We start from the raw sequence: 21,662 nt of genomic DNA, 5'->3' as shown, positions 1-21,662 counted from the left end.
GCAGGGCATCCTGAAAAGTTGTCCACAGGCGCGACTCTCGCCGCGCCTGATGTGTGTTCTATATAGAAGGAGAAATCAGTCGATCTTGTTCAGCACTTCGCCGACCGCGTCGAACAGGCGATCAAGATCCTGCGGCTTGCTGTTGAAGGTTGGGCCGAACTGCAGGGTGTCGCCGCCGAAGCGCACGTAGAAACCGGCTTTCCACAACGCCATCCCGGCTTCGAAAGGACGCACGATGGCGTCGCCGTCACGCGGGGCGATCTGGATCGCGCCGGCCAGGCCGTAGTTGCGGATGTCGATAACGTTCCTGGTGCCCTTCAAGCCGTGCAAGGCATTCTCGAAATGCGGCGCGACTTCAGCCACGCTCTGCACCAGGTTTTCTTTTTGCAGCAGATCCAGTGCCGCCAAACCGGCCGCGCAAGCCACCGGATGCGCCGAGTAGGTGTAGCCGTGGGGGAATTCCACCGCGTATTCCGGCGTCGGTTGATTCATGAAGGTCTGATAGATCTCGGAGCTGGCAATCACCGCGCCCATCGGAATCGCGCCGTTGGTGACTTGCTTGGCAATGCACATCAGATCCGGGGTTACGCCGAAGCTGTCGGCACCGAACATCGAACCGGTACGGCCGAAGCCGGTGATCACTTCATCGAAGACCAGCAGGATGCTGTGCTGATCACAGATCTCGCGCAGACGCTTGAGGTAACCCTGAGGCGGAACCAGCACGCCGGCGGAACCGGCCATCGGCTCGACGAACACGGCGGCGATGTTCGACGCATCGTGCAATTCGATCAGCTTGAGCAATTCATCGGCCAGAGCAATACCGCCCTGCTCCGGCATGCCACGGGAGTAGGCATTGCTCGCCAGCAAAGTGTGCGGCAGATGGTCGACGTCCATCATCGCCTGACCGAACATTTTACGGTTACCGTTGACGCCGCCCAGGCTGGTGCCGGCGATGTTCACGCCGTGATAACCACGGGCACGGCCGATCATTTTGGTCTTGGTCGCCTGACCTTTCAGACGCCAGTAGGCGCGAACCATCTTCACCGCGGTATCCGCACACTCGGAACCGGAGTCGGTGAAGAACACGTGATTCAGATTGCCCGGAGTCAGCTCGGTGATTTTCTCTGCCAGCTGGAACGACAGAGGGTGACCGTACTGAAAGCCCGGCGAGTAATCGAGGGTGCCCAACTGCTTCGACACGGCCTCCTGGATTTCCTTGCGGGTATGCCCGGCGCCGCAAGTCCACAGCCCGGACAGCGAGTCATAGATCTTGCGACCTTTGTCGTCGATCAGGTAGCTGCCTTCTGCGGCGACGATCAGGCGCGGATCGCGGTGGAAATTGCGGTTGGCGGTGTAAGGCATCCAGTGGGCATCGAGCTTGAGCTGGCTGGCCAGGGAGACCGGATCGTTTTCAGGCAAGTTCATGAGCAAAACCTCACAAGGCAAAAAGCTGCATAGGGATCAAAAGCGTTCTTGCAGCTAAATTGCCACGGGGATAAAGTCGGTGAAATCCAACTCTTCTAACCTTCAGTCAGGTTCTCACTAAACTATGAGCAGCCGTCGCCCCGATCCGCTGGCGCAAGTCAGTGACTTTGATATCCGCCTGTTGCGCATATTTCGCAGCGTGGTCGAATGCGGCGGCTTCTCCGCAGCGGAAACCGTGCTGGGGATCGGCCGCTCAGCCATCAGCCAGCAGATGAGCGACCTTGAACAACGCCTCGGCCTGCGTTTGTGCCAACGCGGTCGCGCAGGTTTTTCCCTGACCGAGGAAGGACGCGAGGTCTATCAATCGGCTTTGCAGCTATTAAGTGCGCTGGAAAGTTTCCGCACCGAGGTCAACGGCCTGCACCAACATCTGCGTGGCGAGTTGACCATCGGCCTGACCGACAACCTGGTCACCCTCCCCCACATGCGCATCACCCACGCTCTTGCGCAATTGAAGGAACGCGGGCCCGACGTGCAAATCCAGATCCGCATGATCGCTCCCAACGAAGTGGAACAAGGCGTACTCGATGGCCGCCTGCATGTCGGTGTGGTGCCACAAGCCAGCGCACTCTCGGGCCTGGAATACCAGCCACTGTACAGCGAACGTTCGCTGCTCTACTGCGCGGTCGGACATCCGCTGTTTTATGTCGATGACAAGCAACTGGACGATGAGCGCCTCAACAGTCAGGACGCCATCGCACCGACTTTCCGTTTACCTTCCGAGATCCAGGCCCACTATCAGGCGCTCAATTGCACCGCCAGCGCGTCGGACCGCGAAGGCATGGCGTTTCTGATTTTGACCGGGCGCTACATCGGTTATCTGCCGGATCATTACGCCGCCCTCTGGGTACAGCAAGGGCGGTTACGCGCGCTGAAACCCAAGGTACGTTTTTATGACCTGAGCCTGGCGTCGGTCACCCGCAAGGGACGTCGCCCTCATTTGGTTCTGGAAAGCTTTCTGGAGAGCCTGGCGGCCACGCGGTAAACCCGATCTTTTATGGTGACAAGGCTTGTCTGATTCTTGTGGGTGCGCTATCAACGCATTGCTTGCACCCACAGAACTTTTCGGAAACGTCCATGACCCTTGAAGTCCCAGCCCACGCCGGAGCTCACACCGGCAAGCCTGCCAGCCGAATTCGTCAAAAGAACGAAGAGGCGATCATCAAGTCCGCCGAAGACGAGTTCGCTCGTCACGGGTTCAAAGGCACCAGCATGAACACCATTGCGCAGAATGCCGGGCTGCCCAAGGCTAACCTGCATTACTACTTCACCAATAAGCTAGGGCTCTATGTTGCGGTGCTGAGCAACATCATCGAGTTGTGGGACAGCACCTTCAACACCTTGACCGCCGAAGACGATCCGGCCGAAGCGCTCACGCGCTACATCCGCGCCAAAATGGAGTTTTCCCGCCGCCAGCCGCAAGCTTCGCGAATCTTCGCCATGGAGATCATCAGCGGTGGCGAATGCCTGAACGAACATTTCAGCCAGGACTATCGCACCTGGTTCCAGGGCCGGGCGAACGTGTTCCAGGCCTGGATCGATGCCGGCAAAATAGACCCGGTCGACCCGGTGCACCTGATCTTCCTGTTGTGGGGCAGCACCCAGCACTACGCTGACTTCGCCACGCAAATCTGCCGCGTGACCGGTCGCAGCAAACTGACCAAACAGGACATGGAAGACGCCGGCAACAACCTGATCCGAATCATTCTCAAAGGCTGCGGCCTCAAGCCCACCTTTTAAAAGATCCTCGCGCATGCCTTTTACCCTCGCCGGCCTTTGTGAATATCGTGAAGAAATTCGCAAAAGCCGCTTCATTGCCTTCGCCGCACCGATCGCCAGCGCCGTCGAGGCTCAAGCGTTCATCGAGCAGCACAGCGACTTGAATGCCTCGCACAATTGCTGGGCCTGGAAGCTCGCCGATCAATACCGCAGCAGCGACGACGGCGAGCCGGGCGGCACTGCCGGCCGACCGATTCTGGCGGCCATCGAAGCCCAGGATTGTGATCAAGTCGCGGTCGTGGTGATTCGCTGGTACGGCGGCATCCAGTTAGGCACCGGCGGTCTCGCCCGAGCCTACGGCGGCAGTGCCAACAAGTGTTTGCAAGGCGCCGAACGCATTGCGCTGATCAGCCGGGTGCAACTGCGCTGCGCCTGTGGTTTCAGCGAACTGGCGCTGGTCAAACTGCGGGTGGCCGAACTCGGTGGCCTGGTGCTGGAGGAAAGCTTCACCGCCAATGGCGTGGAGCTGCAATTGGCTGTTGGTGAAACACAGATCAACACCCTGCAAATGCAACTGGCCGACTTGAGTCGTGGACGCATTCTGTTGCAGCGTTGAATGCACCAACAAGGTTCAGGGTCATTTTACCCAGACGTCGAACTTGCCCACATCTGCTGTGCACCCGACTGTGGATAACCTGAGCACATTCCCCTGAAACCCTTTTGCAACGTGGCTTTGCGGGCGTTGCTCATTTTTCACCCAATTACCCACCAACACGATTAATTTAACCGTAAAACAATCAGTTAGAGCGGTTTATCGCCTTTAGAAGAAAGCCTCTCAGTGCTTATACCCAGGCATTCGGCTTGCGCACAAATACTGTGGAACAACCTGTGGATAACCCGTGCAAGGCTGGCTCAGCTGCATAGGCAGCAATGCTTTGCGCCGACTGTTCGTTTTTTAACCAGATCGCGATGGGCAAGACCGAAGCCTTCTCAACGGGCATGCCCTGAAGTGGTGCCGGGGTGAGGTCAAAGTCGCGAGACGCAGTGCGGACACGCTCGTACGCACCGGTTTCGTTGAGGCAGCTGTGGCAGGCGGGGATTAGGTTCTGTCTGAACTGACGCCATCGCGAGCAAGCTCGCTCCTACAAGGACTGCGCAAACTCCTGTGGGAGCGAGCTTGCTCGCGATGGCTGACGAACAGGCAACAACTGAGCAACGCCCCACGCCAATTCGAAGAACAGGATAACCGCCAGCAACGAACTGGCGCCGTGGGCCAGTGCATAGATCTGCCACGTCGCGAACAAAAACCGCCCGGCCGCGTCATAGCGGCCGAACACTTGCTGCGGATCACGAATCCGCAGCACCGACCAGACGCAAACGATCGAGCCCAACAGATTGGCCATCAGCATGTGCGTCGGCTCGAATGGCGGCAGTTCGCCAGGCAGATTGAATGTGTGAGTCAGGTTCAACAGCAGCCCGTGCAACAGGGCAAAACTCCAGGGCGTGACGAAAGCGACGGTCACGATCAAGTCGTACCAGCCGCTCGCGCGGACCAGTTGACGGTATTGGCTTGCAGTCCACATTGCGGCGTCTCCATTTATTCAAGGAGCACACAGGCTAAAGCCTGGAGTATGCTCCAGGGTCAAGCCCTTCAGAGTCTTCAAGATGCGTATCGGTGAATTAGCCCAAGCCAGCGCCGTCAGCCGCGACACTCTGCGTTTTTACGAGCAGCGCGGACTGATCGCTGCCCAACGCAGCGCCAACGGTTATCGCGACTATCCGGCCGAGATGGTGCAACTGGTGCTCTACATCAAGACTGCTCAACGTCTGGGTTTCAGCCTCGGCGAAATCGGCAGCAACGTGGCCGCGCTGTGGAAAGCCACCGACCCGGACAGCGCCGTCACCCAGCTACTGCAAGATAAACTGAGCCTGATCGAAACCCGCATTGCCGAACTCGGTGAGCTGCGCCAGGAATTGCAACTGCGGCTCACGCAGAGTTGTCCATTAAGACCCTGACCCTCTTTTCCCAAGGAACCCGTTTATGAACACTGCGAAAAACGCACTTATCATCGGCGCCTCCCGAGGTTTGGGCCTCGGGCTGGTGAAACGTTTGCTGGCTGACGGCTGGCAAGTCACCGCTACCGTGCGCAATCCGCAAAAAGCCGAAGCCTTGCAGGCACTGGATAAAGTCCGGATCGAGCAACTGGACATGGATGATCAGCACGCCGTCATCGCCCTGAGCCAGCGGCTGAAAGACCAGGTGTTCGACCTGCTGTTCGTCAATGCCGGGGTCAAAGGCCCGGAGGATCAGACGCCAGGTAACGCCACCCTCGCCGAGGTCGGCCAGTTGTTCTTCACCAATGCGGTGGCCCCGATCAATCTGGCCCAGCGCTTCGTCGGACAAATCCGCCCGGACAGCGGTGTAGTGGCGTTCATGAGTTCGGTGCTCGGCAGCGTGACCATGCCCGACGCCCCGGAACTGGCGCTGTACAAGGCCAGCAAGGCGGCGCTGAACTCCATGACCAACAGCTTCGTCACGCAACTGGGCGAGCAGAAACTGACCGTGCTGTCGCTGCATCCGGGTTGGGTGAAGACCGATATGGGCGGTGAAGGTGCGGACATCGATGTCGAGACCAGTACCCGTGGGTTGATCGAGCAGGTGAATGCTTATGCGGGCAAGGGTGGGCATCATTTTGTGAACTACAGGGGGGAGACGATTCCTTGGTGAGTGTCGCTTGAAGGACGCCATAGACCGCGCAGCGGTCATGGCGTTAAACTCCGAACCTCGCCCTCCCCGGCGACCCTGGATCAGCAGACAGGGCAACACTGAGCTGGCGAACCTGAACCCAATTTTCAGAGGAGCCGGCCAATGCCTGCGACCCGTATCTGGTTAAAAAATCCCCTGGCCATTTTCACTGCCAACGCGCTCGATGCCCGTGGCGGCCTGGTGCTGCAAGATGGTTTGATCGTCGAAGTGCTTGGCGTCGGCCAGCAACCTTCCGCGCCCTGTGCACAAGTCTTCGATGCCCGCGAGCATGTAATCCTGCCGGGGTTGATCAATACCCATCACCACTTCTATCAAACCCTGACCCGCGCCTGGGCGCCGGTGGTCAATCAACCGCTGTTCCCCTGGTTGAAAACCCTCTATCCAGTCTGGGCCAGGCTGACCCCGGAGAAGCTGGCATTGGCGACCAAAGTCGCTTTGGCCGAGTTGCTGCTGTCTGGCTGCACGACAGCGGCCGATCACCATTACCTGTTTCCCGAGGGGCTGGAAAACGCCATTGATGTGCAGGTCGAAAGCGTCCGCGAACTGGGCATGCGCGCGATGCTCACCCGTGGCTCGATGAGTCTGGGCGAAGCCGATGGCGGGCTGCCGCCGCAACAGACCGTGCAGCAAGGTGAAGTGATTCTCGCCGACAGCCAGCGCCTGATCGCCGAGTACCACGAACGTGGCGACGGCGCGCAAATCCAGATCGCCCTGGCGCCTTGCTCACCGTTTTCCGTCACACCGCAAATCATGTCGGCCAGTGCCGAGCTGGCCAACAAACTCGATGTACGCCTGCATACCCACCTGGCCGAAACCCTCGACGAAGAAGACTTCTGCCTGCAACGTTTCGGCCTGCGCACCGTGGATTATCTGGACAGCGTCGGTTGGCTCGGACCGCGCACCTGGCTGGCCCACGGAATTCATTTCAATCCTGATGAAATCGCCCGTCTAGGCGCGGCCGGCACCGGCATCTGCCATTGCCCGAGCTCGAATATGCGGCTGGCTTCAGGCATTTGCCCAACCCTGGACCTGGTCGCAGCAGGCGCGCCGTTGGGCTTGGGTGTGGACGGCTCGGCCTCCAACGATGCGTCGAACATGATCCTTGAAACCCGCCAGGCGCTGTACCTGCAACGCCTGCGCTATGGCGCGGAAAAAATCACTCCGGAACGGGTTCTGGGTTGGGCCACCAAAGGGTCGGCGCAACTGCTCGGGCGCACCGATATCGGCGAACTGGCAGTGGGCAAGCAGGCGGACCTGGCGCTGTTCAAACTCGATGAGCTGCGTTTTTCCGGCAGTCATGATCCGCTGTCGGCGCTATTGCTGTGCGGCGCGGATCGGGCGGACCGGGTGATGATTGGCGGCAAATGGCGGGTAATCGATGGCCAGGTTGAAGGGCTGGATCTGAAGGGGTTGATTGCCGATCACAGTCAGGCGGCGAGGCAGTTAATCGCCGGCAGCTGACACGACACCAACCAAATGTGGGAGCAGCGACCGGCTGCTCCCACAGTGGTTTTGTGTGAGGCTAAGTCCGAGCAGCGACAATGTAATGAACCGGCTGGTCAGGTTTTGCCAATTTTTTCAGTGTCGACTGTAGAATGCCGTCATTGCACCCGATGAGAATTCAATAATGTACGACTGGCTGAACGCCCTGCCCAAGGCCGAACTGCACCTGCACCTGGAAGGCTCGCTGGAGCCTGAGCTGCTGTTCGCCCTGGCCGAACGCAACAAAATTTCCCTGCCGTGGGACGACGTAGAAACCCTGCGCAAGGCCTACGCCTTCAATAACCTGCAAGAATTTCTCGACCTGTATTATCAGGGCGCGGATGTGCTGCGCACCTCTCAGGACTTCTACGACCTGACGTGGGCTTATCTGTTGCGCTGCAAGGCGCAGAACGTGATTCACACCGAACCGTTCTTCGACCCGCAGACCCACACCGATCGTGGTGTGCCGTTTGAAGTGGTGCTCAACGGTATCGCCAGCGCGCTGAAAGACGGCGAGCAGCAACTGGGCATCACCAGCGGTCTGATCCTCAGTTTCCTGCGGCATTTGAGCGAAGAAGAAGCCGAGAAAACCCTCGATCAGGCGCTGCCATTTCGCGATGCGTTTGTTGCCGTCGGTCTCGACAGCTCGGAGATGGGCCACCCGCCGAGCAAGTTCCAGCGCGTGTTCGATCGCGCCCGCAACGAGGGCTTTCTGACTGTCGCCCACGCCGGTGAAGAAGGCCCGCCCGAGTACATCTGGGAAGCCATCGACCTGCTGAAGATCCAGCGTATCGACCATGGTGTGCGCGCCATCGAAGATGAGCGGCTGATGCAGCGGATCATCGACGAGCAGATTCCACTGACCGTCTGCCCGTTGTCCAACACCAAGCTTTGCGTATTCGACGACATGTCACAGCACAACATCCTCGACATGCTCGAGCGTGGTGTGAAGGTTACGGTGAACTCGGATGACCCGGCGTACTTCGGCGGTTACGTCACCGAGAACTTCCATGCCTTGTATACCCATCTCGGTATGACGAAGGACCAGGCCAAGCGCCTGGCCCAGAACAGCCTGGATGCACGGTTGGTTAAACCGTAAGGTTCGCCGCAGATCCAATGTGGGAGCGAGCTTGCTCGCGATGACGGCTACACATTCAACAAATATGTTGCCTGTCAGACTGCTATCGCGAGCAAGCTCGCTCCCACAGGGTCGGTGTTCAACGGACTGTCACCGCTCCACTCAACTCCTCCAGCGTCTTGCCTTGGGTCTCCATCCCGAACAGCCAGACCACCGCTGCGGCGATTGCAAAACACATCGCGCCCAAGGCGAACACTCCGCCCTGCCCGGTGATCGGGAACACCATCCCGGTCACCACCGGCCCGAGCAAAGAACCGATCCGACCGATCGCCGAGGCGAAGCCCGATCCGGTAGCCCGCGCCGAGGTGGGATACAGCTCAGGGGTGTAGGTATAAAGCACCGCCCACATTCCGAACAAAAAGAACTGCATCAACAAACCCGAACCGACCAGCAAGCTGACATTGCCGCCAAACACCGCACTCTGCCCGTAAAAGAACGCCATGATTCCGCCACCGAGCATGGTCACGATGCACACGGGCTTACGTCCCCAACGCTCCACCAGCCACGCCGCCATCAAAAAGCCAGGGATCCCGCCAAGGGAGATCAGCACGGTGTAATACACCGACTGCGTCACGGCAAAACCCGACTGTTGCAGCAACGCACTGAGCCAGGAAGTGAGGCCGTAAAACCCGAGCAGGGCAAAGAACCAGACACTCCAGATCATCATCGTGCGCTGACGATAGAGTGGCGACCACAGCTCGCGGAATGCCGAAAAGAAGGTCAAGGGGTGGATGGCGATGCGCGGCAAGCGAATCGGCTCAGGCAAGTCGGACCGTTTCAACGAGGTGCGAACCCGATCTTCGATGCCCAGCAATACCTTGTCCGCAGCATCGTGATGCCCGGCCTGTTCCAGCCAGCGCGGTGACTCCGGAATGAAGAAGCGGATGGCCAGCACGAATACCGCCGGCACCGCCAACACCAGGAAAATGTCGCGCCAGCCAATAATGGGTAACAGGAAGTAGGAAAGGATCCCGGCCGCTACGAACCCGAGGGGCCAAAAGCCGTCCATCAACGCGATGTAACGTCCCCGCCTCTTGGCTGGAATCAACTCGGAGAGCATCGATTGGGCAATCGGAAACTCCATGCCCATGCCGATCCCCAACAGAATTCTAAACAGCGTAAGCGTCTCGACAGTCTGTGCCGTGGAACACAGGTAGCTCGCCACCCCCCACAACACGATGCTCCACTGAAACACCGGCTTGCGACCGAAACGATCGGCCAGCATGCCGGACAAGGACGCCCCCAGAACCATGCCGAAGAAGCTCGAACTGGCCAGCAACCCTGCCTGTGCCGTGCTCAGTCCAAACTCGGCTTTGATCGAGCCGAGCAGGAAGGTCATCATTGCCAGGTCCATGGAGTCGAAGAAAAACGCCAGGGCAATGATGATGAAAATGATTCGGTGGTAACCACTGATGGGTAACCGCTCCAGACGCTCGGCAGCGCTATATCCTTGAATCCCCATATCCTTTTCCCCGATTTCGATAGTCTTCGAATCGAGTGTGCGGGATCGCTTACCGGAGTTATTGCTGGATACGACCTTCCTGCATCTGTGAACGACGCTTGCACCCCAAGGGCACAGACGTCGTTGCGGACTGGCGTCAGTTGGCCACTTCCAGCTCGGTCACCTTGGCGAATCCGGCAATTTCACGCTGCCCGGCCGCGGTGATCTGCAGGGCGCGTGATTCACTCGGGATGTTCAGCCAACCCGACTGCATGAATAACTGCAGCAACCCCGCCCCCAGCGCTCCGCCCAAATGGGGTCGACGTTCGCTCCAGTCAGGGCAGGAACAGGCCATCCGGGTATCTCGCTGAGCGAGCGCCTGAATGAAAATGCCCCGTGTCGCAAGCTGGCTGGCCCCTTTATGGGTGACGTCGATGCGTTGATGCGACTGCTCGATCCAGCCGGCATCCAATAGTCGTTGATAAAGATCAGCGGCGATCTCTCCGCCCAAATGGTCATGACATATCCGCGCTTTGAGTAGCGATGACGCAGGTGTCTGGCTTTTTGCCGGGAAGATGCTGCGCTTGAACACGTTTGGCGTTGCCAGCGGCGCACTGGCAATAGAGGCGCTGGCCAAGGCTTCGACTGCGGCACCTATTTCGGGAGCGGCGAGCCGAAAAAAGCGCTTTCGCCCACGCGCTTCGACTTTCAACAGCCCGCCTGCCGACAAGCGTGCAAGATGTGCACTGGCCGAGGACGGTGACAAGCCTGCCAGTAATGCCAACTCTTCGGATTGCCGGGCAGTGCCGTCCATCAAGGCCCACATCATTGCGCTGCGCTTCGGGTCAGCCAGCAACGTGGCAATCTGACTGATGCAAGGTGCATGTTCCATGTCTTCACTCCCTGTTGAATCGTTCGTCTACTGCGCTGAGACATATTGACCAGTAATGCATCACCGGCCAAGACGTGAAAACCGCCATAAACCGGGCGATATTGCAAACTAAAGCGATCAACTTCTTCGATATACCGAAAAAGCCTAGCGTCTGACGCTCGCTCTTCAACCGATTTAAACACGGACTTGCATGCCATTAATCTGGAGCATACACAGACGGACGCTAGTATAAGCGCGAAAACCAACGATTCCGGCCTCGCTGAAGCTTTTAAGGGGACGGTTCCTGAAAGAATTGTCTCTATTTATCAGCGGCTAATCATCAGAAACAAACAATGTTGGACATTGACTGGATAACTTCCCACAGCGTGAGTTAATCATTTCACGCAATAAGTTAACCGGCTTACTTAATTGTGCGCGATGGGCGCACAACAAATTCAGCGGTGCCGCTCACACAGCCATCCGCAATCTATGCGGGATGCGGGTGACACCGTCAGTCAGAGACTTGACCTCAGTCATATTTTTGAGCGCATTCGGGGTCTACACTTGGGTCCTTTGCAATGTTGTCTTTTACGTGAGGAGGTCAGCAATGAAGATCCTGATAAAAGAACTGGCAAAATCTCAAGACCCTCAGTGGCAGGTCAGGCTCGACCAACACGCGGTGACATTCCGCAGTGAAGCCGAAGCCCGCGCCTTCGTCCATACGCTGGAAACCCGACTCCAGGCCCCCCATCGATTTCCCGACAGACAACTGCACGCTGCTGGCTGAGTCAGACCGCCGTTTGTGCTGCGGCCCTGGCGTTTTGCAGTCGACGGGTGACCATGGCCACGGTCACTACAAGAACTCCGCACAGACTGATCACCATGGCCATCGGCATGGCGCTGCCGTCATGCAGAATCCCGACCAGTGACGCCGCTCCCGCGGCGACACTGAACTGCAAACATCCGAGCATCGCCGAAGCACTGCCCGCCCGTGCACCTTGACCGCTCATGGCGCAGGCCGAGGCATTGGGAATGATGCAACCCAAACTCGCTATGCAGATAAACAACGGCACCAGCAGCGGCCACAGCTCAGTGGTATGCAACGCACTGACGCCCAGCAGCGTCAAACCGGCCGCCAGATAAATCCATACCGTACGCGCCAGCAAAAAGCCCGGTCCACGCCTGGACAGCAGACGCGCATTGATCTGCGCCACCAGAATGAAGCCCGCTGCGTTGCTGCCGAACAGCCAGCCGAAGTGCTCGGCCGGCACGCCGTAGAGCGTGATGAAGACGAAAGGTGAACCGGCGATATAGGCAAACATGCCGGCAATCGCAATCCCGCCGGTCAAGGCATGACCGAGAAAGATCTTGTCCGACAGCAGCCGACCATATTGGCGCAAGGCGCCTGACAACGGTTGGCGCGGCTGATTGGCCGGCAGGCTTTCCGGCAATCCCAGCGCCACGGCCAGAGCAGACAGCGCACTGAACAGGGTCAGCATAATAAAGATCGACTGCCAGCCATAAAGATTGACCATCAGCCCGCCGAGCATCGGCGCGAGGATCGGCGCCAGGCCCATCACCAGCATCAGTTGCGAAAAAACTTTCGCCGACCCCACCGCATCGCACTTGTCACTGACCACCGCCCGGGAAATCACCATGCCCGCACAACCGCCCAAGGCCTGGACGAAACGCGCGCCGATCAGCCACTCGAGGTTGGGCGCAAAGGCGCAGGCCAGGGACGCCAGGGTAAACAGCGCGATACCAACCAACAGCGGAATTCGTCGACCGAAGCGATCAGCCACCGGACCGTAAGCCAGTTGCCCAATAGACAAACCGAGAAAGTAAGCCGCAAGGGTCAGCTGGATATGTTTTTCATCAGTGCCCAAGGCCAGGGCCATCGCCGGAAAGGCCGGCAGATAGAAGTCGATCGCCAGCGGGCCAAAGGCACTCAAGGCCCCGAGAATCATAATTGTGCGCAAGTTCATTCAAGGCATCCTGGTTACGCTTCAGTCAGCAGCCCGACAGTCTAGCCGTGCCTGGATGCCTTGAACATTCCGATAGGTCGCTAACTAATAAAAAGATTCAGGCGAGCTTCACCGCGTAGCCTTCTTCGCTGATCAGGCTGATCACCTCATCAGCCGACAAAGCGCTTTCAACACCGACCTCCTTTGCAGCGAGATCGACACGAACACTTGCCGCCGGGTCCCTGGCTTGCAGCGCTTGAGTAATGGCCCGAACGCAGTGGCCGCATGACATTCCTTGAACGCTGAATATTTGCATCAAGCTTCTCCTTGAATGAGGGGTGTGGCCATCCTCGACCTTGCCACGATGGCAAGGTCAAGTTCCGCTTCGATCTGCCGGGCTGGCAATCGGCGTCATGCTCGGCCAAGCTGCGTTATCAATGACACAACAGTAGGAGATTCAGCCCATGCGCTGGTCAGCCTTTAGCCTATTCAGCATCCTCAGCCTTTTCGGTACCGCGCAAACGGCCAATGCCGCAGGGGTAGATTACGGCGTGCTGATTATTTCCCGCGAGCGCCTGGAAGTCGCGACCTCTTGCGAGATCGGCGTGTATCTCCAGGATCGGTTGGTTGCGCGACTGTTTCAGGAGCAGAGCACTTCGTTCAATTTGCCACCGGGCAACGTCTCGCTGAGGCTCAAGCTGCTGCCAGGCCAAGTGTCGGGCTGCCAGCCTGGGATATTGGCTGCGGGGTCGCAGAACATCACCCTCAAGGCCGGCGATATTCTGAAATATCGCATCGCCATGACCCAGGAAGGCATGTACCTGAAACCGGCGGCGCTGGGGTATTGATTGGTTCGGCTGCAGCTCTCTATTTAATGGGCCGGCCTCTTCGCGGGCAAGTCGAATCGTCGCACCGCCGCTCCCACAAGGATCGCGCATAACCTGTGGGAGCGGGCTTGCCCGCGAATGATTTTTCAGTCGACAAAAAACCCTCTTGACCTTACCAGCATGGCAAGGTTGATCCTGTAGTTAAATGTCTACAGGGAGTAACACCATGCCCGAATCAACCACCTTCGATCTGCCGATTGCCGGCATGACCTGCGCCAGTTGTGCCGGGCGGGTCGAGCGCGCCTTGAGCAAGGTCATCGGTGCCAGCGCCATCAGCGTCAATCTGGCCACCGAACAGGCCCGCGTCCAGGCGCCAAGCGACAGCCTGCCAGAGTTGATGGAAGCCGTGCAGCAAGCCGGTTACAGCGTCCCGTCCCAAACCCTGGAATTAAGCATCGGCAGCATGACCTGTGCCTCCTGCGTCAGTCGGGTCGAGCGAGCGCTGGGCAAAGTCGCCGGGGTGAAGAGCGTCAGCGTCAACCTGGCCAATGAACGCGCGCACCTTGAGCTGCTGGGTCAGGTCGACCCCGCACTCCTGATCAGCGCCGTCAGCAAGGCCGGCTACTCGGCCAGCCTGTGGCAAAGCGAACAATCGACTGTCACCGATCAACAACAGCGTTTGCGTCGCGAGCGCTGGGCCTTGCTGCTGGCGATCAGCTTGGCGCTGCCGCTGGTGCTGCCGATGCTAATGCAACCCTTCGGCCTGCACTGGATGCTCCCTGCCTGGGCGCAATTTGCCCTGGCGACGCCCGTGCAGTTCATCTTCGGGGCGCGCTTTTATGTCGCCGCCTGGAAGGCCGTTCGGGCCGGTGCCGGGAACATGGACTTGCTGGTGGCGCTGGGCACCAGCGCCGGGTATGGCCTGAGTCTTTACGAGTGGGCAACTGCAACTGCCGGCAGCATGCCGCACCTGTATTTCGAAGCCTCGGCGGTGGTGATCGCGCTGGTGCTGCTCGGCAAATATCTGGAAAGCCGCGCCAAGCGCCAGACCGCCAGCGCCATCCGCGCCCTTGAAGCCTTGCGTCCGGAGCGGGCCATTCAAGTCATCGACGGCCGTGAGCAGGACGTCGCCATCAGTGATTTGCGTCGAGGCGATCTGGTCATGGTCAAACCCGGCGAACGCTTCCCGGTGGACGGCGAAGTGCTCGAAGGTCAGAGCCATGCCGATGAAGCGCTGATCAGCGGCGAAAGCCTGCCAGTGCCTAAACAGCCCGGCGACAAAGTCACCGGTGGCGCGATCAATGGCGAAGGTCGGTTGCTGGTGCGCACCCTGGCGCTCGGCGCGGAAACCGTCCTGGCGCGGATCATTCGCCTGGTGGAAGACGCCCAGGCCGGCAAGGCGCCGATCCAGAAGCTGGTGGATAAAGTCAGTCAGGTGTTCGTGCCCATCGTGCTGTTGCTGGCCTTGGCGACACTGGTTGGCTGGTGGCTGTACGGCGCGCCGCTGGAAATCGCCGTGATCAATGCGGTCGCGGTGTTGGTGATCGCCTGCCCTTGCGCGCTGGGCCTGGCCACTCCGACCGCCATCATGGCCGGGACCGGCGTTGCGGCCCGCCATGGCATTTTGATCAAGGACGCCGAAGCACTGGAACGCGCCCATGAAGTCAGCGCGGTGGTCTTCGACAAGACCGGCACACTGACTTCCGGCACACCGCAAATAGCCCACCTCAGCGCCATCGACGGTGACGAAAACGCACTGCTGCAACTGGCCGGTGCCCTGCAGCGTGGCAGCGAACATCCATTGGCCAAAGCCGTGCTGGACGCCTGCGCCGGGCGCAACTTGCCCGTGGCCGATATCAGCGCCAGCCAGTCTCTGAGCGGTCGTGGCATCGCCGGTACGCTGGACGGCCGCCACCTGATTCTGGGCAATCGGCGCCTGCTGGAAGAAAGCGGCTTGAACGCCGGCACACTGAAAGAGTCCGCCCAACACTGGGAAACCGAAGGCCGGACCTTGTCCTGGCTGATCGAACAAAACCCGCAACCCCGCGTGCTCGGTCTGTTCGCATTTGGCGACACCCTCAAACCCGGTGCCCTGCAAGCCGTGCAAGCGCTGAACGCCCGCAACATCAGCAGCCACCTGCTGACCGGCGACAACCGTGGCAGTGCCCACGTGGTCGCCCAGGCATTGGGCATCACTGACGTACACGCCGAAGTGCTGCCTGCCGATAAAGCCGCCACCGTCGCCGAGTTGAAGAAAACCGGCGTGGTGGCGATGGTCGGCGACGGCATCAACGACGCCCCGGCCCTCGCGGCGGCCGATATCGGCATCGCCATGGGCGGCGGCACCGACGTTGCCATGCATGCCGCCGGAATCACCTTGATGCGCGGCGATCCGCGACTGGTGTCGGCGGCGCTGGAGATCAGCCGCAAGACCTACGCGAAAATCCGCCAGAACCTGTTCTGGGCCTTCGTCTATAACCTGATCGGGATTCCGCTGGCGGCGTTCGGTCTGCTCAATCCGGTACTGGCCGGCGCCGCCATGGCATTGTCCAGCCTCAGCGTGGTGAGCAATGCGCTACTGTTGAAAACCTGGAAACCCAACTATCTGGAGGACGCGCAATGAACATCGGCCAAGCAGCCCGTCAGAGCGGCCTGAGCGCGAAGATGATTCGTTATTACGAGTCGACCGGCCTGCTCAAAGCAGCCCATCGCACCGACAGCGGCTATCGCATGTACGGTGACGTCGACCTGCATACGCTGGCCTTTATCAAACGTTCACGGGATTTGGGCTTCTCGCTGGAAGAGGTCGGCAAACTGCTGACCCTCTGGCAGGATCGACAACGGGCCAGCGCCGACGTCAAGGCACTGGCTCGCCAGCATATCGAGGAGCTGAACCTGAAAATCCTCGAGCTGGGGCAGTTACGCGACACCTTGCAAGACCTGGTCGAACACTGTCACGGCGACCATCGACCCGACTGCCCGATCCTCAAGGAACTGGCGTCGGGGGGATGTTGTGAGAAGGGTGTTGCCTGAACTGCCCCCTTCGCGGGCAAGCCCGCTCCCACAGGATATGCGCAAACCTTGTGGGAGCGGGCTTGCCCGCGAATGCAGACGACTCGGTGTTGAGAGAAACACCACCCACAAAAAATCCGGCCGAGGCCGGATTTTTGTTTACCCGATCACTGCATCCAGGGCGGAGGCGGCTCTTCGGCTTTGCCCGGTGGGGCATCGTCAGCGGCGCGCACCGCTTGCCGACGTTCTTCATCGAACTTTGCAGCTTCGATCTCACGCATGATGCCGCCGACGTCCGCCAGCTCTTGCGGCTCGTCGAACTCACCGGTCAATACGCTGGCTGGATGCAAGGTGCCGGCTTCATACAAGGCCCACATTTCCTTGGCGTACCTGGTGCCCTTCAACTCCGGGGCGAAACGCCCGAAGTAGGACGCCATGTTGCCGACATCCCGCTCCAGCATGCTGAACGCGTGGTTGTTGCCCGCCGCGTCCACCGCTTGCGGAAGATCGATGATCACCGGACCGGTCGGCGTCAGCAGTACGTTGAACTCGGACAGGTCGCCGTGCACCAGACCGGTACACAACATCAGCACGATCTGCTGGATCAGGAAGGCGTGATACTCGAGCGCCTGATCCGGTTCCAGCACCACGTCGTTCAAACGCGGCGCCGCATCGCCGTATTCATCGGCGATCAGTTCCATCAGCAGCACGCCTTCAAGGAAGTCGTACGGTTTGGGGACTCGTACGCCAGCACCGGCCAGACGGAACAACGCCGCCACTTCGGCATTCTGCCAGGCGTCTTCGGTTTCTTTCTTGCCGAACTTGGAGCCCTTGGCCATCGCACGAGCCTGCCGGCTGTTGCGAACCTTGCGGCCTTCCTGGTACTCGGCTGCCTGACGAAAACTTCGTTTATTCGCCTCCTTGTAAACCTTGGCGCAACGTAATTCGTTACCGCAGCGCACCACATAAACAGCTGCTTCTTTACCACTCATGAGTGGGCGCAGCACCTCGTCGACCAGACCGTCCTCGATCAGGGGTTCAATGCGTTTTGGAGTCTTCATCAGCTTTTATTGTGGGTCCTTTATTACCAAACACGCGAATGTCACTCGTTATACGGCAATCCTCTCACTGGGGGGAGAGGTTGCCGACCTATGAACACCTCTGAGGCGCTCAATGTGCCAGATTATTCAGACAAACCCGCCGACCTCGATCGACCGCTCAGGATCATAGCTGAGAGTTCTACCTTTGTTGTCGACCAGATGCGCAGGTATTTGCGACAGAAGCTGACACCACGTCGCCAGGACCGCAGGATTTTTTTCGAAGAGCCTCAGTTTTCCCCGCAGCCAGCCGAAGTCATCAGAGACAAACAAATTTTGTCTGACAATCCAAATAAAGAAGCCAGCGTACCGCATTGGTCCTCCTCGATGGAGACCGCCCACGGCGCAGGGCTGCAAAAAACACCGCAGAGCCTTTACGGCTGCCGTTAATCCGCGAGTCATCTGCACTTCGTGGGCTTATAAGAAAAATCTGGAGCGCGGATGAACATCAAACAAAAACTGACGTGGGCGTTTGCAATAATCGCCTGCTTGCCGGTCGTATTGGTCGCCACCCTGGTGGTGCTGAACCTGCGCAGCGATGCGAAAGACGAGTTCATCGACGGCAGCGGCCGTGAGATTCGTCAGGTCAGCAACGCCATGCAAATATTCTTCGATGGCATCAGCCAGAACGTCAACTATCTGGCCAACCAGCCGCTGATTAAAAATACTGATGACAGCCTCAAAACCTACATCAGCGCCAACGCCGCAGACACTCCCCAAGGGGAGATGGACAAACAGGTTTTTACCCTGTTCGAGAGCATGGGCACCAGCCATCCGGCTTATGCCTATGCAATCATCGGGACCAATGCCGGCGGTTACGTCGCCTGGCCTGACGATCCGAAGCTGACCAACTACGACCCCCGCCAGCGCCCCTGGTACAAGGCCGCCATGGCCAATCCGGGCAAACCGTTTCGCACAGAAGCTTATTACTATGCCGCCGACGACACGACCTATGTCAGCACCGTGCGCACCATCGACAACAAGTTGGGCGCCACGGGCGGCGTGGTCAGTATCGACGTGACGCTCAAGCAGCTCACCGAAATCGTCAAACAGATCAAGCTCGGCGAAACCGGCTACCTGATGCTGCTGGAAAACACCGGCACGGTGCTGGTCGATCCCAAGCAACCGGAACACAACTTTAAAGCCCTGAGCAGCCTGGGCGACGGTTATGCGCAACTGGCCAAGGCCGGCAAAGGTCTGGTGGAAGTCGAGCTGAATGGCGAGCGCTACATGGCCAATGTCTGGCCATCGGAGCAGCTGGGCTGGACCTTTATCGGCCTGATCAAACAAACCGAAGTGATGAGCTCGGCGACCCGGTTGACCTGGTTGATCGCGATCATCGCCGCCGTGCTGGCGGTGATTTTCGCCGTGGTCGGTGCCAGTTTCGCCAGTCTTATAGTGCGGCCGATCCGCAGCGTTGCCAGCGGCCTGGAAGGGATCGCTCAGGGTGAAGGCGATCTGACGAAGAACCTGCAGATCCGTGGCAATGATGAAACCGCGCAATTGGCTAACTGGTTCAATCAGTTCCTGGCCGCCATCCGCAGCCTGATCCAGAACATCGGCCTGGCGGCGACCAGGATTCTCGCGACGTCCCACAGCTCGACCAAGGTCTCCAGCGACATGGCCGAAGCCGCCGGACGCCAGCGCGAAGCGGTGGACATGGTGTCTACCGCATTCCACGAAATGGTCGCCACCGCCAACGAAGTCGCGCGTTCCTGCAGCCAGGCCGCCGAGTCGGCCGACAGCGGCCAGCGCCAGGCCCGCGAAGGCCAGCAGCAGATCGATGCGGCGGTCAGCAGCGTCGACCAGTTGAGCCAGGAGATCGAGCAGTCAGCGCAATCGATGCAGCAACTGGAGCGCGACAGCAATGACATCCAGTCGATTCTGGGCACCATTCGCTCCATCGCCGAGCAAACCAACCTGCTGGCCTTGAACGCCGCCATCGAAGCCGCCCGCGCGGGCGAACAAGGTCGCGGTTTTGCGGTGGTTGCCGATGAAGTGCGCGCGCTGGCCAAACGCACCGCCGACTCCACGGCGGAAATCGACGGTCTACTCGGCAATCTGGCCAAGCGCACCAGTCAAGTCACCCAACAAATGCACGCCAGCCTCGAAGTGTCGCAACAGTCGGTCAGTCGTATAGGCCTGGCGCGTAGCAGTTTCGGGCAGATCCGTGAGTCGGTGGACGTGATCCGTGACATGAACACCCAGATCGCCACAGCGGCGGAAGAACAGCATCAGGTCGCTGAAGACATCAACCGCCACATTAGCCAGATCCATGGTGATGCGCAGTTGGTGGCTGAACTGGCCAACTCGGCGCGGCTGGACTCCCAGAGCCTGGCGGGGTTGTCCAATGAGCTGGATGTTTTGGTGAGAAGGTTCCGTACATAAGGCAACCGCTGATCCTTTGTGGCGAGGGAGCTTGCTCCCGCTCGGCTGCGAAGCAGTCGTAAAACCTGACAATGCGGTGTGCCTGACACAACGGTTTTGCAGATTTTAGGGCCGCTTCGCGCCCCAGCGGGAGCAAGCTCCCTCGCCACAGGGTTGTGCGGTGTCCCCCGGGGTAAACCCCGGTCAGCGCTCGATAATCGCCGTCACCCCCTGACCGCCAGCGGCGCAGATCGAGATCAAACCTCGGCCCTGCCCCGCCGCGTCCAGCAGCTTGGCCAGGTTGGCGACGATCCGCCCGCCGGTCGCGGCAAATGGATGTCCGGCAGCCAATGAGCTGCCTTTGACGTTGAGCCGGCTGCGGTCGATGGCGCCCAGCGGCGCGTCCAGCCCCAGGCGGGTTTTGCAATACTCCGGATCTTCCCAGGCCTTGAGGGTGCATAACACCTGCGCGGCGAAGGCTTCGTGGATTTCGTAGTAATCGAAGTCCTGCAGCGTCATCCCGTTGCGCGCCAGCAAGCGCGGCACCGCGTATACGGGGGCCATCAGCAGACCTTCGGCACCTTTGACGAAATCCACCGCCGCAGCCTCCCCATCGCGCAGATAAGCAAGGATCGGCAAGCCACGCTCCTTCGCCCATGCTTCACTGCCCAGCAACACCTGCGACGCACCATCGGTCAGCGGCGTCGAGTTGCCCGCGGTCAGTGTGCCCTTTGCGCTGCGTTCAAATGCCGGCTTCAGCGATGCGAGCTTTTCCAGAGTCAGGTCGGGCCGCAGGTTGTTATCGCGGTTCAGGCCAAGGAACGGCGTGATCAAGTCGTTCTGCCAGCCTTCGGCGTAGGCGGCGGCCATTTTCTGGTGGCTTTCCAGCGTCAGTTGATCCTGCTCGGCGCGGGGGATGCTCCAGGTCTGCGCCATCGCCTCGCAATGCTCGCCCATGGACAAACCGGTGCGTGATTCATTAATGCGCGGCAGTTCGGGTTTGAGATGACGGGGTCGCAGCTGCAACAGGGTTTTCAGCTTTTCGCCGGTGGTTTTGCTGCGATTGGCTTGCAACAGAATCCTGCGCAACTCCTCATTCACCCCTATTGGCACATCGGACGCGGTATCAACGCCGCCCGCGATGCCGCACTCGATCTGCCCCAAAGCAATTTTGTTCGCCACCAGCAGCACCGCCTCAAGGCCAGTGCCACAGCCTTGCTGAATGTCGTAGGCCGGGGTGGTCGGTGACAGCCGCGAGCCGAGTACGCTTTCACGGGCCAGGGTGAAATCCCGCGGATGCTTGAGCACCGCGCCAGCAACCACTTCCCCCATGCGCAGGCCATGCAGGTTATAGCGTTCAATCAGCCCTTCGAGCGCCGCCGTCAGCATCGCCTGGTTGCTCGCGGTAGTAAAAGCGCCGTTGGAGCGGGCGAAGGGGATACGATTACCGCCGATAATTGCGACGCGACGCAGCTGAATCATGGAAAGCTCC

Annotated in this window: 21 protein-coding genes and 2 pseudogenes; 14 read left to right on the top strand and 9 right to left on the bottom strand. The window is 59.4% G+C overall.

Annotation, left to right across the window (positions count from 1 at the left end):
- Positions 1-75: 75 nt before the first annotated feature.
- Complete coding sequence (gene aptA, locus AC3I0A_RS03235) at positions 76-1,425, bottom strand: omega-aminotransferase AptA (protein ID WP_489376215.1); 1,350 nt, start codon at positions 1,423-1,425, stop codon at positions 76-78.
- 124 nt (positions 1,426-1,549) lie between these two features.
- Between aptA and AC3I0A_RS03230 the strand changes: the two genes are divergently transcribed.
- The 3 genes from AC3I0A_RS03230 (at position 1,550) to AC3I0A_RS03220 (ending at position 3,820) form a co-directional block, all read left to right on the top strand.
- Positions 1,550-2,470 carry a LysR family transcriptional regulator gene (locus AC3I0A_RS03230; RefSeq protein WP_489376214.1) on the top strand — a complete coding sequence of 307 codons (921 nt, stop codon included), beginning with the start codon at positions 1,550-1,552 and terminating at the stop codon, positions 2,468-2,470.
- A gap of 92 nt (positions 2,471-2,562) precedes the next feature.
- Entirely contained in the window at positions 2,563-3,225 is a 663-nt protein-coding gene (locus tag AC3I0A_RS03225; RefSeq protein ID WP_489376213.1) for a TetR/AcrR family transcriptional regulator, read from the top strand.
- Positions 3,226-3,238: 13 nt separating this feature from the next.
- On the top strand, positions 3,239-3,820 hold the full coding sequence (locus AC3I0A_RS03220) for an IMPACT family protein (protein ID WP_489376212.1): 582 nt from the start codon (positions 3,239-3,241) through the stop codon (positions 3,818-3,820).
- A gap of 526 nt (positions 3,821-4,346) precedes the next feature.
- On the opposite strand, the gene AC3I0A_RS03215 is transcribed toward AC3I0A_RS03220, so the two are convergent.
- Complete coding sequence (locus AC3I0A_RS03215; RefSeq protein WP_489376211.1) at positions 4,347-4,787, bottom strand: hypothetical protein; 441 nt, start codon at positions 4,785-4,787, stop codon at positions 4,347-4,349.
- Positions 4,788-4,869: 82 nt separating this feature from the next.
- Here AC3I0A_RS03215 and AC3I0A_RS03210 point away from each other — a divergent pair, with 82 nt between their 5' ends.
- From AC3I0A_RS03210 to AC3I0A_RS03195, 4 genes are all read left to right on the top strand, one after another.
- Positions 4,870-5,220, top strand: a complete 351-nt coding sequence (locus AC3I0A_RS03210; protein WP_489376210.1) for a MerR family transcriptional regulator — start codon at positions 4,870-4,872, stop codon at positions 5,218-5,220.
- Positions 5,221-5,245: 25 nt separating this feature from the next.
- Positions 5,246-5,932 (top strand): SDR family oxidoreductase, encoded by a 687-nt coding sequence (locus tag AC3I0A_RS03205; protein ID WP_489376209.1) that lies wholly within the window; start codon positions 5,246-5,248, stop codon positions 5,930-5,932.
- Positions 5,933-6,073: 141 nt separating this feature from the next.
- Positions 6,074-7,432, top strand: coding sequence for an 8-oxoguanine deaminase (locus tag AC3I0A_RS03200; protein WP_489376208.1), 1,359 nt, complete (start codon positions 6,074-6,076; stop codon positions 7,430-7,432).
- Between the two features lie 166 nt (positions 7,433-7,598).
- Positions 7,599-8,552 (top strand): adenosine deaminase, encoded by a 954-nt coding sequence (locus AC3I0A_RS03195; protein ID WP_489376207.1) that lies wholly within the window; start codon positions 7,599-7,601, stop codon positions 8,550-8,552.
- A 118-nt stretch (positions 8,553-8,670) separates the two neighbouring features.
- Here the strand turns inward: AC3I0A_RS03195 and AC3I0A_RS03190 are convergent, their stop codons facing one another.
- From AC3I0A_RS03190 to AC3I0A_RS03180, 3 genes and pseudogenes are all read right to left on the bottom strand, one after another.
- On the bottom strand, positions 8,671-10,053 hold the full coding sequence (locus tag AC3I0A_RS03190) for an MFS transporter (protein WP_489376206.1): 1,383 nt from the start codon (positions 10,051-10,053) through the stop codon (positions 8,671-8,673).
- 136 nt (positions 10,054-10,189) lie between these two features.
- Complete coding sequence (locus tag AC3I0A_RS03185; protein ID WP_489376205.1) at positions 10,190-10,924, bottom strand: ArsR/SmtB family transcription factor; 735 nt, start codon at positions 10,922-10,924, stop codon at positions 10,190-10,192.
- Between the two features lie 312 nt (positions 10,925-11,236).
- Positions 11,237-11,368 (bottom strand): annotated as a pseudogene (locus AC3I0A_RS03180) (LysR family transcriptional regulator); the annotation flags it as partial.
- 142 nt (positions 11,369-11,510) lie between these two features.
- On the opposite strand from AC3I0A_RS03180, the gene AC3I0A_RS03175 reads away from it, so the two are divergent.
- Positions 11,511-11,690, top strand: coding sequence for a hypothetical protein (locus AC3I0A_RS03175; RefSeq protein WP_489376204.1), 180 nt, complete (start codon positions 11,511-11,513; stop codon positions 11,688-11,690).
- Position 11,691: 1 nt separating this feature from the next.
- Here the strand turns inward: AC3I0A_RS03175 and AC3I0A_RS03170 are convergent, their stop codons facing one another.
- The gene (locus AC3I0A_RS03170) at positions 11,692-12,888 is read right to left on the bottom strand and encodes a multidrug effflux MFS transporter (RefSeq protein WP_489376203.1); all 1,197 of its coding nucleotides are present in this window, start codon (positions 12,886-12,888) and stop codon (positions 11,692-11,694) included.
- 97 nt (positions 12,889-12,985) lie between these two features.
- Positions 12,986-13,183 (bottom strand): heavy-metal-associated domain-containing protein, encoded by a 198-nt coding sequence (locus AC3I0A_RS03165; protein WP_489376202.1) that lies wholly within the window; start codon positions 13,181-13,183, stop codon positions 12,986-12,988.
- Between the two features lie 148 nt (positions 13,184-13,331).
- Between AC3I0A_RS03165 and AC3I0A_RS03160 the strand changes: the two genes are divergently transcribed.
- The 3 genes from AC3I0A_RS03160 to cueR all read left to right on the top strand — a co-directional run bounded on the left by AC3I0A_RS03160 (position 13,332) and on the right by cueR (position 16,727).
- Positions 13,332-13,715 carry a hypothetical protein gene (locus AC3I0A_RS03160; RefSeq protein WP_489376201.1) on the top strand — a complete coding sequence of 128 codons (384 nt, stop codon included), beginning with the start codon at positions 13,332-13,334 and terminating at the stop codon, positions 13,713-13,715.
- 205 nt (positions 13,716-13,920) lie between these two features.
- The gene (locus tag AC3I0A_RS03155; protein WP_489376200.1) at positions 13,921-16,317 is read left to right on the top strand and encodes a heavy metal translocating P-type ATPase; all 2,397 of its coding nucleotides are present in this window, start codon (positions 13,921-13,923) and stop codon (positions 16,315-16,317) included.
- Complete coding sequence (cueR, locus tag AC3I0A_RS03150; protein WP_489376199.1) at positions 16,314-16,727, top strand: Cu(I)-responsive transcriptional regulator; 414 nt, start codon at positions 16,314-16,316, stop codon at positions 16,725-16,727. Before AC3I0A_RS03155 ends, cueR begins: the two co-directional genes overlap by 4 nt.
- Before the next feature lie 146 nt (positions 16,728-16,873).
- On the opposite strand, the gene AC3I0A_RS03145 is transcribed toward cueR, so the two are convergent.
- On the bottom strand, positions 16,874-17,767 hold the full coding sequence (locus AC3I0A_RS03145) for a PA4780 family RIO1-like protein kinase (protein WP_489376198.1): 894 nt from the start codon (positions 17,765-17,767) through the stop codon (positions 16,874-16,876).
- A gap of 90 nt (positions 17,768-17,857) precedes the next feature.
- Here AC3I0A_RS03145 and AC3I0A_RS03140 point away from each other — a divergent pair, with 90 nt between their 5' ends.
- The 3 genes and pseudogenes from AC3I0A_RS03140 (at position 17,858) to AC3I0A_RS03130 (ending at position 20,191) form a co-directional block, all read left to right on the top strand.
- Positions 17,858-18,193 (top strand): hypothetical protein, encoded by a 336-nt coding sequence (locus AC3I0A_RS03140; protein ID WP_489376197.1) that lies wholly within the window; start codon positions 17,858-17,860, stop codon positions 18,191-18,193.
- A 51-nt stretch (positions 18,194-18,244) separates the two neighbouring features.
- A pseudogene (locus AC3I0A_RS03135) lies at positions 18,245-19,285 on the top strand (cache domain-containing protein); the annotation flags it as partial.
- A gap of 138 nt (positions 19,286-19,423) precedes the next feature.
- Positions 19,424-20,191 (top strand): methyl-accepting chemotaxis protein, encoded by a 768-nt coding sequence (locus AC3I0A_RS03130; protein WP_489378400.1) that lies wholly within the window; start codon positions 19,424-19,426, stop codon positions 20,189-20,191.
- A 183-nt stretch (positions 20,192-20,374) separates the two neighbouring features.
- On the opposite strand, the gene AC3I0A_RS03125 is transcribed toward AC3I0A_RS03130, so the two are convergent.
- A complete protein-coding gene (locus tag AC3I0A_RS03125) occupies positions 20,375-21,652 on the bottom strand; it encodes an acetyl-CoA C-acetyltransferase (RefSeq protein ID WP_489376196.1) in 1,278 nt (425 codons plus the stop codon).
- Positions 21,653-21,662 lie beyond the last annotated feature (10 nt).

The organism is Pseudomonas sp. KH_024_B2, from assembly GCF_057839965.1.
This window is presented reverse-complemented; position numbering and strand designations above follow the sequence as displayed.

Excerpts from the sequence above, each read along its gene's own strand:
- aptA (WP_489376215.1), bottom strand. The coding sequence starts at position 1,425 with ATGAACTTGCCTGAAAACGATCCGGTCTCCCTGGCCAGCCAGCTCAAG.
- AC3I0A_RS03230 (WP_489376214.1), top strand. The coding sequence starts at position 1,550 with ATGAGCAGCCGTCGCCCCGATCCGCTGGCGCAAGTCAGTGACTTTGAT.
- AC3I0A_RS03225 (WP_489376213.1), top strand. The coding sequence starts at position 2,563 with ATGACCCTTGAAGTCCCAGCCCACGCCGGAGCTCACACCGGCAAGCCT.
- AC3I0A_RS03220 (WP_489376212.1), top strand. The coding sequence starts at position 3,239 with ATGCCTTTTACCCTCGCCGGCCTTTGTGAATATCGTGAAGAAATTCGC.
- AC3I0A_RS03215 (WP_489376211.1), bottom strand. The coding sequence starts at position 4,787 with ATGTGGACTGCAAGCCAATACCGTCAACTGGTCCGCGCGAGCGGCTGG.
- AC3I0A_RS03210 (WP_489376210.1), top strand. The coding sequence starts at position 4,870 with ATGCGTATCGGTGAATTAGCCCAAGCCAGCGCCGTCAGCCGCGACACT.
- AC3I0A_RS03205 (WP_489376209.1), top strand. The coding sequence starts at position 5,246 with ATGAACACTGCGAAAAACGCACTTATCATCGGCGCCTCCCGAGGTTTG.
- AC3I0A_RS03200 (WP_489376208.1), top strand. The coding sequence starts at position 6,074 with ATGCCTGCGACCCGTATCTGGTTAAAAAATCCCCTGGCCATTTTCACT.
- AC3I0A_RS03195 (WP_489376207.1), top strand. The coding sequence starts at position 7,599 with ATGTACGACTGGCTGAACGCCCTGCCCAAGGCCGAACTGCACCTGCAC.
- AC3I0A_RS03190 (WP_489376206.1), bottom strand. The coding sequence starts at position 10,053 with ATGGGGATTCAAGGATATAGCGCTGCCGAGCGTCTGGAGCGGTTACCC.
- AC3I0A_RS03185 (WP_489376205.1), bottom strand. The coding sequence starts at position 10,924 with ATGGAACATGCACCTTGCATCAGTCAGATTGCCACGTTGCTGGCTGAC.
- AC3I0A_RS03175 (WP_489376204.1), top strand. The coding sequence starts at position 11,511 with ATGAAGATCCTGATAAAAGAACTGGCAAAATCTCAAGACCCTCAGTGG.
- AC3I0A_RS03170 (WP_489376203.1), bottom strand. The coding sequence starts at position 12,888 with ATGAACTTGCGCACAATTATGATTCTCGGGGCCTTGAGTGCCTTTGGC.
- AC3I0A_RS03165 (WP_489376202.1), bottom strand. The coding sequence starts at position 13,183 with ATGCAAATATTCAGCGTTCAAGGAATGTCATGCGGCCACTGCGTTCGG.
- AC3I0A_RS03160 (WP_489376201.1), top strand. The coding sequence starts at position 13,332 with ATGCGCTGGTCAGCCTTTAGCCTATTCAGCATCCTCAGCCTTTTCGGT.
- AC3I0A_RS03155 (WP_489376200.1), top strand. The coding sequence starts at position 13,921 with ATGCCCGAATCAACCACCTTCGATCTGCCGATTGCCGGCATGACCTGC.
- cueR (WP_489376199.1), top strand. The coding sequence starts at position 16,314 with ATGAACATCGGCCAAGCAGCCCGTCAGAGCGGCCTGAGCGCGAAGATG.
- AC3I0A_RS03145 (WP_489376198.1), bottom strand. The coding sequence starts at position 17,767 with ATGAAGACTCCAAAACGCATTGAACCCCTGATCGAGGACGGTCTGGTC.
- AC3I0A_RS03140 (WP_489376197.1), top strand. The coding sequence starts at position 17,858 with ATGAACACCTCTGAGGCGCTCAATGTGCCAGATTATTCAGACAAACCC.
- AC3I0A_RS03130 (WP_489378400.1), top strand. The coding sequence starts at position 19,424 with ATGGCCGAAGCCGCCGGACGCCAGCGCGAAGCGGTGGACATGGTGTCT.
- AC3I0A_RS03125 (WP_489376196.1), bottom strand. The coding sequence starts at position 21,652 with ATGATTCAGCTGCGTCGCGTCGCAATTATCGGCGGTAATCGTATCCCC.